General features: G+C 64.7%; 4 protein-coding genes. All 4 read right to left on the bottom strand.

The window, feature by feature from the left end; all coding sequences use genetic code 11:
* The coding region (locus ACHAA3_RS08910; RefSeq protein ID WP_435708632.1) for a zeta toxin family protein at nt 1-399 on the bottom strand (399 nt) is incomplete at its 3' end.
* A 26-nt stretch (nt 400-425) separates the two neighbouring features.
* Entirely contained in the window at nt 426-893 is a 468-nt protein-coding gene (locus ACHAA3_RS08905; protein ID WP_435708631.1) for a hypothetical protein, read from the bottom strand.
* A gap of 60 nt (nt 894-953) precedes the next feature.
* The gene (locus tag ACHAA3_RS08900; protein ID WP_435708630.1) at nt 954-1523 is read right to left on the bottom strand and encodes a recombinase family protein; all 570 of its coding nucleotides are present in this window, start codon (nt 1521-1523) and stop codon (nt 954-956) included.
* Between the two features lie 512 nt (nt 1524-2035).
* The gene (locus ACHAA3_RS08895) at nt 2036-8524 is read right to left on the bottom strand and encodes a DNRLRE domain-containing protein (protein WP_435708628.1); all 6489 of its coding nucleotides are present in this window, start codon (nt 8522-8524) and stop codon (nt 2036-2038) included.
* Between the last annotated feature and the right edge of the window lie 577 nt (nt 8525-9101).

Raw genomic sequence — 9101 nt, 5'->3', positions numbered from 1 at the left:
CTCGAGCGGGAAGAACTGCTCGCCCGCGCTCTCGAGGTCGACGACGGCCGCCGGCTTAATCCAGGACTCATAAGATCCGTCGCGCTGGGCCTCGCGCAGCAGGAGTCGTTTGAACTCATCGGCGTCCACCACCAGATAGGAGCCCGCCTCGGCGACCAAGAGGCCATCGCGAATGCGGCCCTTGCCAGCGCCAGGTGGGCCAGCAAGAACGATCGCGCGGCCTTCCTCGCCCGGCTCGGGCACGTTGCCTCGATACTCCTGGAGCAGGCGCTCATGCAACGCATCGCGCGACGGCGTTGGATCACCGCCAATCCACCACGCAGGGTTGGCTAGCGTCCGGGTCGGCGCGGCCACCGAGAGCGGCTTGCCTGGCTTAGACAGGTCACGGACCGTGGCCATGTGGCGCTCGAGCGGATCCGAGGTCACTACCGGGTTGCCTCCGGGTGCCGCGCCGCGAAAACATCTTCGTAGACAGAGCGGTCGATCAGCCCGCGCCGGACTGCCGCCGACACCTCTGACCACGTGCCCGGCTGGTTGACCAGCAGCGAGTCATAACCGTCAGTCGACTCTGCCTCGACGTAGGGGAACCGAGTGAGCTCGTCGACGAGGACCTCACGACTGATGTGCTCAGCGGCGAACCTCTGGCAGATCTCCGTGGGGGTCGCACCGGAGAACCCCTCCAATGGTTCGGAGACGGTGACGGCGTTCTTCAAGGCGCTGTGCACCGACGGCTGCTTGATGTGCAGCACGGCAGCAAGCTGACGCTGACTGAACCCCGCGTCTGTGGCCCGGCGCAAGGCACGTCGATAGTCCAGATCACCCAATTCACGCCGCTGCCTGAACCGAACCAAGTCCTGAACCTGATCTGCTGCGGAAACCTTCGTGGTCACCATCATCAACACCTCCTCGGCACAGCTCCATCATACCGCGAAGCGATAGAAAGGGCTATCGGCTCAGGTGCCGCCTTGAATGGCCCGATAGAGCGTTGCGCGGCTCACGCGCAGCACGCCGGCGACATCTGTGGCGCTGAGGTTGTCTTCACGCATCATGCGATGGGCCTGCTCGATCTGAGCATCGCTGAGAGCGCGTGGTCGACCACCCTGCCGGCCGCGGGCCCTGGCGGCCGCGACGCCGGCGGCTGTCCGCTCGCGAATGAGATCTCGCTCGAACTCGGCGAACGCTGCGAACAGATGGAAGGTGAGCCGGCCCGTCGGGCTTGCGGTGTCGATCGATTCACTCAAGGACCGGAACTCGATCTCATCGGCCGCCAGCTGAGACACGAGTTGAACCAGGTGGGCGAGGCTTCGGCCCAGCCGATCGAGACGCCACACGACAAGCGTGTCCCCCTCGCGGGGTCGCAGGTACTCCCAGGCTCGATCGAGAGCCGGCCGTTTCGTCGACGAGCCAGTGATGTGGTCGACATAGATCCGCGCCGGGTCACACCCAGCCGCGATCAAAGCGTCCACCTGCAGCGCTTCGTTCTGCTCGAGCGTAGAGACGCGCGCGTACCCGATCATGGCCATCTACGCATGGTCTCAGAAGCATGCGACAGAACACGTAGCGAGACGATCAACTGAGACGGGATTATGAGAACGACGGACCCTTGGGATCCCGGGAAGTGGCTGCCTCGGTCGACAGTCAAGTGGAGGTGTCTCAGAAACGTTCCATTTTGAGACACTGGAACTTTGACCTCAACGCCCGGAGCATCAGTGGCCTAAACCGAAACGCCTCAGAGCCGAGCTGATTCGCGACGCAACTGTCGGAGGCGGATCGTACTGAGAACCCGAGATCGGTCGCATCGCGAATATGCTCTTCTCGACGATGCGATCGTCTCGATCATCGATCCAGGTGAACTCCCCTTCTGAGATTCGATTCGTCAAGTACTCCCAATCGGGGAGGATGTCGTCTCCGCCGTCAGAGGTATAGAAGCCCCACTGGCCTCGGATCTCAGGAAATACGAACACAAAAACCTCATCACCCGTGTCCGGAAGCCAACGACCGATCCGCCCTTGACTAGGTACATCGTCAGCGGAAATCATTTCCACCTCCGGTACGAGCGATGCTGAACGTGAAAGTTTTTGTACTGGTGATGGCCCCTGGATCGATATTCGAAGTTCGAGCTCCATCGCCTTTGATTGTTCTTGTAGGCGGGTGCCCGATACTGGTGATAACGACTCTGCCGTTGCCACACCTTGCCTGCTCGGTTCGAGATGAAGCGCGTTGATCTGATGGACGACCTCGATCGGGTCCCTGCCTGGTAGGCCCTCGCCGCACGCACGACTCTGTAGGTGCGCCAAGCGACGCCGGCGTAGCCCAGACCGGGCACGGCGAAGGATGCAACGGTCGCGTACGTCCTCCAGTGCCGCTTGAAGTGCCGCCCGATTTTGCGCCATCCCCATTCGCCATCGAGGTCGAACATGTTGATGGGGTCGGCGGGGTAGGTGTAGGTGTTGTGGTTGCCGCCGAGGACAGGGTCGGTGGAGGTGAATAGGCCGGTGGTGGAGTTGTAGAGCCGAACGCCCATCAGCGTGAGACCGGCACCTTCTGTCGGTGTGGAGCGTTGTTTGGCGCCGAGCCAGCCGTAGCCGATGGTTTCGCCGACCACGGTCGTGCTGTCAGGTAGGCGGGGCGTGCCGTATTCGGTGTAGTCCGACCATCCGCTGATCGATGTCGCCGGATCACCGATGCTGTTGTTGGCGAGCGGGACGGTGGTGACGATGTCGCCGTGCAGGTTCGACAAGGTCAGTTTGGCGTCGCCGGCTTGTTCGATGGTGAGGCCGAGGTCATCGCCGATCGATGTTTCGTATCGGGTGTTCACGGTGTCGCCTGCGGCGTTGTAGGACGTCCAGGCTGGGTTGTCTGATCCGTCGGCGTAGTGCCTGGTGGTGGTGGTCGATCCGGACGATCCCTGTCCACTCACCAAGGCGTTAAGTCGCCGGCCGGCGCTGTCGAGCTGATAGGTAGTCGCCACTCCGTCTTGGGTGATCTGGCGGGGCAGGTCGTCGTCGAAGTACCCCAGGGTGATGTTCCCTGCGTCGGGGTTGGGTGCGTCGGCTGCGGGCAGGGTCGTTTGGCGTCCGAAGGCGTCATAGACGTACTGCCCTGCCCCGTTCGCACCAGTTACTGGCCGGTCGGCGCTGTCGTAGGCACGGGTGCCCGCAGTGGTGTCGGCGGTTCCTTGTCCGCATTCACCGCTGGCGTATCCGCTGGAGGTGAGCTTGGTGCGTCGGGAGTTCGCGTCGAACTCATACGCCCGCGTCGTGCAGGTGCTGGATCCGTCAGCGTCTTCGGCCAGGTTCGCGGAGGTGTCGGTGACTTTCGTCAGCCGTGCGGCTGCGTCGTAGTCATAGATCCGGTCGTAGGAGCCGGCTTGGCCGATCGAGGCGACTCGTTGCAGGTCGTCGCCGGTCTCGCCGGGGACGGTGGCGTCGAAGGCTGCGGCAGCGCCGGTTGCTTCGGCGCGGACTCGGCCTTGGCCGTCGTGGGTGTAGGACCAGGCCAACCACGGCTGGATGGACGTGTCGCCGGGCTCGTAGGTCACGTCGCCGGTTTCGGGGTCTTCGATGGCTGTGACGTCGGTGACTTGACCCCAGTACTGCATCGAGATCGCCTGATCGGCTTCGTCGTAGCTGGTGCGCTGGTTGATCTGCCCGGGCATCTTCTGCTCGACCATGTTGCCGTCAGCGTCGTAGGCGGCACCGAACTCCAAATCACCACCACTACCGCGGGTCACGGTCTGACCAGTGACCAGGCCGCGGCGTTCTGCTCTGCCTGCCGCGTCGGTCCCGTCGTAGGCGTAGGAGGTGGATCCGACCGGGGTGCTAGTCGTGGCCACACGACCAGCACTGTCATAGCTGGTGGTGGTCGTTTCGCCCAGGTCGTTCTTGTACGACACCGGACGACCCCACCCGTCATACCCCGTGGCGGTCCGGTCCGAGCCGGGGCCGGTGCCGGCGAGCTTGGCCACGGACGCAACCAGACCCGTATCCGCGTTGTAGGACGTGTAGGTGCCTGGCCGGGCCGTCGAGCCCGGGATCGTCGACGTCGTAGCCGTGGTGACTTCACGGCCGGCGGTGTCGAACGTGGTCGACGTGGTCCGGGTGGCTCCGGCCGAGGACTCGACGACCTGGCCAGCGCCGAGCCACATGCCGTAAGCGGTGGTGCGGGTGTCGGGCATCGAGGCCGTGCCTCCGGCTCCGCCGGTGGGGGTGGCGGCCGGGTAGGTGCGACACGTCAGTCCGGCCCACTCGGGCCGGTTCCCACACGCCATATCGGCGCTGTTGGCGCCGGCGGTGTAGTAGCTGGTGCGCATCGTGCCGGCGTCGTTGCCGTTGGACAACGGTTGGCGGATGTCGGTGGTTCTGCCTTCGGTGTCGATGCGGGTGATTCGTTCGATACCACCGGCGGTGACCTTGGTCGGGGTGCCGAACTGCCACCCGTCGCCCTCACCGGTGTCGCCGGCGTTGAGCTTGGCGTAGGAGTTGGTGGTCACCGAGTCCACCTCGAGAGGCTCGAGCTGTCCGGCGACGACCGCAGCACCAGAATCAATCACCCCGTCGGTGACAGTGGTGGGCAGGTTGTAGGGCTGCTCGGAGGTCGGGTTGATGCCCACCCCGCCTGCCTGGTTGGGCGCTCCTTGGTCGTACGTGGTGTGTGAGTGCGGGCGGACCGGGATGACCGTGCCGTCCTTCAACGCCGCGCTTCGAGAGGGTTCGATGGTGTCGGTGACTAGGGTTCCGGCCTCGACCACGGTCGCGCCGCTGTTATTGGTGATGGGCTGGTTGTAGATCGTCTGGGTGGACATCGAGTCGACCTGCTCAGGTCCCAGCGGGTCAACGGCGGCTCGGATGTTGGTGATCGCACCGGGGTCGAGCTCGCGAACGACGTTGCCCGTCTGGTCGTAGTCGGTCGCGGTGACCCGCCACGCGCCAGCACCGTAGGAGCCGGCGTTGACGGTGTAGCCCAGCTCGTCGGCATACGACAGGTCCGCATAGGACCAGTCGACCGAGCCGCCACTGACTGGGCCGGTGTAGTCCTGCCCGAACACCGCATACCCGGTCGCTGGGGCCTTGTTCTGGAACCACGAGGCGACACTGTCGCCGGTCAGGTTCGGCAACCCATCACCCGACAAGGCCACATCGTAGACGTAGCGGCTGGTTGTGACATCAGCTCCAGCACCGGAGGGGTTCTCTCGGCTGATCTGGTTGACCTTGGGTGCTTTGGCATCGGTCGTGTCGTAGCCGATCTTGATCGGCGCCATGCCGGGGTCGGCCGTCGCGGAAAGGTGGGTGGACTGTCCCGCCCATGCGTAGCGGGTCTTGAGGTCGGTTCGTGGGTCGGTGACCGACACCAACCGCTTGGACGCGTCGTAGGCATACGTCGCGACCGGAACCGATCGCATCTGGCTGGTAGCGGGGTCCCACAGGGTCGCACTGATCTGCTTGACCTGACCGGACACATCACCTGACGTATCAGCAGTCGCGGTGGTCGTCGTCGCGTAGGAGACGTCCAGCGCGCGGCAGCCCTTGGCCAGTGTCCCGGCCGTGGGACACGCGCTGCCGTCCATCCCGGTCGGGACAGCGGCAACGATCCGGGCCACCCGTCCGTTCGTGTCGTGACCGTAGGTGGTCTGCCCAGCCTGGCCGGGTTCGGAGACCTCGACCGGCTTCCACTCAGTTCGACCAGTTGTGTTGAAGGCGATGGGCTTCCACGTCGTCGTGGTGCCGTCTTCCTCGGCCAACTTCATCGTCATCGCCGCACCGGAGCCGGTGATCGTCAACCGGGTGGCTGAGTCCTCGGTCTCGATCGTCGCCGGCACATACGCAGCATTGTTTGAGTACGCGCGAGTCAGGGTGGGGCTTTGGAACACCAACGGTTCACCGACATCGTCAACCAAGGCGATGGTGCCGTCCAGTCGGGTGTTGTCCACGATCGTGTACCCAGCCGCGCCCGCTTCTGGGCCTTCGAAGCTGGCCGTCCACCCGGGCCCGAAGACACCGGTCACCGGGTCCTGGGCCCATCCGGTCAGCGTTCCGTCACCGTCGAACGCGGTGTGTGAGCGTGACACGGCCAGATCGCTGGCATATCCCGGAACAGTGACATCGGTGGCTGAGGTGTTGAACTCGCCGGTGAACAGGGCCACCTGACCAGGACCAGCCTCCGCGACCGGGTACCCGTCTCCGAAGGCGTGCGGCAACCGGGTGACGGTCGTCGGGCTTGCCGACCACGTGCACTGGGCCGTGGCGACGCCTGCGTAGGTGAAGCAGACCTGCACGTCCAGCGTGACTGGCACACGAGAAGGAATCGGATCATCTGAACCCGCCTCCTTGGTCGCGGTGCGCGCATCCCACGACGAAGACACATTGACCGGATCAGTCGCCGAGCCCGACTCAACCGTCAGCTCTGGGCCGTCGGTCCAACCCGTCAGCTCATCACCGGAACCCGCCAGACGCCACTGCACCTTCGCCGTGACCCCAGACGCTCCCCCACGCGGTGGTCCACCAGCGGCGACGGCCACCTTGCCCGTGGTCGAGGTCTGGGCCGCGGGAAGGCTCATTGACGCCGGCCCCCACCCGAACTGGTACGAGACCGCTGCCGATGACTTCTTCGCCCGACTCACCGCAACCGCACGGACTGAATGCGCACCCCGGGAGCTCTTGGAGAACGTCACCGTGGTCTTGGCCGTCGCCGCCGACGACGACGGCTGGATCTTGACCAACGGCTTCTTGACACCATCGACCGTCAGCTCCACATACCCGGCCGTACTGGCCCCGGAACCGGCCGCGGTGATCGTGCAGACCACATCGTCAGCCGGCGCGTCGTCCTGCCAGGTGTTGTTGCCATACGGCGCCGGGCACGAGACCACCGGTGCCGCTGGTGTCGCGGACGCAACCGTGAACGCGGTCCACCCCGTCCAACCACTACCCAGTCCGCGCTCATCAACAGCCTTCGAACGGGCGTAGTACTTCGCCTCAGACAGGCTCGACGGCGGCCGGCAAGAAGCCGTGGCCCCCGAGGACACCAACGACGTGGTGCAATAAGCCTTCAACGACGCCGCGTCCCCTGCGGTCGAGGAATGGACCTGAATCTCCATCTTGACCCGCGACCCATCAGCGTCCGTGGCGCGCGCCGACAACGACGGCTTCGCATCAGAGGTGTAGACCTCAGCCGCCCCACCACTGGGCGGCGCGTAGGACTCAGCCGGCGCACCCACCAACGGCGCAGACGGGTTGTTGGGCTTGCGGTTGTAGGTGAAGGTGATCGACGGCGCGTTCGACGTCTCACGCGACGCGAACTTCTTCCACCCATACGAGTCCGTCTCGGAGGCATGCAACCGCAACCCACCACGGGTCTTGTCGGTGCCGAAGTTTGACCATGCGTCAACCAGCGACGTGATTCCGACACTGACCCGTCCCGCCTTGCACGAGGACGAGAAGCCCTTCGCCACCGACAACGACCCATGCTGCCCGCCGACACCGGGCTGGTTGTTCCAGGTGTCCGAACCCGACGACCCGGTCGGGACCGACCGGACGTAGAACGAGCGCGCCGAGCACGAGTACGAGTGGGTCTCGTACAGCGACAACGACGCCGAGACGATGTCCTTGCCCCGCATCGAATCGATCGGGAAGTTGATGAACGTCCGCGCCGCCTCAGCACCCCCGTTGTACGTACCAACCCGCAGCTCCGTGGCCGACCAGCCCGTCGTGTTCGGGCTGGCTTTGGCCACATACGTGTCATGGCTCGAGCCTTGAGACACCGACGCATACGTCGGATCCACCACGATCGGGAACGATCGAGCAGGATCGGTCAGCCAGTCCTGATCAGGAGTCACCCGCAACACAAACTGCCCATCATCGCCATCGATAACCTGCAGATCGACCAACGACGGCGACGCCGGATCACCCGAGACGGGATCAACCTTCGCATCCCACGCGAACGGTGTCGCGAACTGCGACACCACCCGATCCTGGGCATCGAGCAACGACACCGACCCATCGTCCTCGAGCCTCGGGGTCAACCCGTCAGTAGCGATCGGCAGATCCCAGAACACCACCCCGTCCTGGGAGGGCTCTGCACCAGAATCCGGCTCATCGCCGGCGCTGGGCTCGGCAGTCGGGTCAGTGTCGCCGCCGGGCTCAATCGCGGCGTCATCACCTCCGGCGGCCGTGTCGGGATCGACTGCTGCCGCGTTCTCCTGCAGGGTCTTCAATGCTGCTGCGTCGTTGATGACCACATGCTGCTCGAACCCAGAAAGCCTCGACTCCACGACCACGTCGACCCCGGGGGTCACGTCCTCATAGGTCGCAGCCTCACCATCGATGGACGGCTCCGGAAGGTCGCCGTCCCAGCCCAGCACCACACCCGCATCGCCGCCGCGGACCGGCTCCACCACCGAAGCCAGATCAGTGCCCGACGATGACACGTCACCAGCCGACGCCTCATCGGTGCCAGCCAGTGTCAGGTCCACCGGGTGACCCTGCGGCTCGACCGTGCCGTCATCGGTCTCGGACAGCTCCAGATCCACCGGCACCCACCTACCACGCGAATCCTTGAACCGCACCGGAGCCGAAAACTCCTTCGTCGTCATCGTCCCGTCCGGATTCACCCACGTCGAGGAGAACTCATCACGCAGACCCTCCACCTCAACCCGCGCACCCTGCGCACGAGCCGAAACCGCCGCTGACACCGTGTCCGGCCGCGACTCAACGGCCTCGACCTCGCCGTCGACCTCAGCGAGGCCAGGAGCAGCGAAAGCACCCCCCTCGGGCAAGACGGTGAACCCCATCACCAGCGACACCACGACACACACGAACCGAATCGTCCGCGTCGGACTTGCCCACCACGAACCAAAAGCCAGGACCCGCATCCCGAACCCGTCCCTCCAAGACAGGCCGGTTCACAGCGATCCGGCAGCGGAATATTTGCACAGCATCGGACCACTTGTCTCGAGAACTGTACGAATAGTTCAAGCCCTACTCGAATTTGACCATTACCTCTGGTTTCGGTGGGGGGTTCCGGTGCTCGCCACCTCGGCGTGTTGCATACCAGTCCGAAGCCTGCTCAAGGCCACCGAAAACGACCGTTTTCGACTCAGCCGCGTC

The organism is Aeromicrobium sp. CF3.5 (assembly GCF_051262695.1).
Lineage (GTDB): Bacteria > Actinomycetota > Actinomycetes > Propionibacteriales > Nocardioidaceae > Aeromicrobium.
The sequence above is the reverse complement of the archived record's forward strand: the minus strand, read 5'-3'. Positions and strand labels throughout refer to the sequence as shown.

Coding starts and splice junctions, on each gene's coding strand:
- ACHAA3_RS08905 (WP_435708631.1), bottom strand. CDS start 893: ATGGTGACCACGAAGGTTTCCGCAGCAGATCAGGTTCAGGACTTGGTT.
- ACHAA3_RS08900 (WP_435708630.1), bottom strand. CDS start 1,523: ATGGCCATGATCGGGTACGCGCGCGTCTCTACGCTCGAGCAGAACGAA.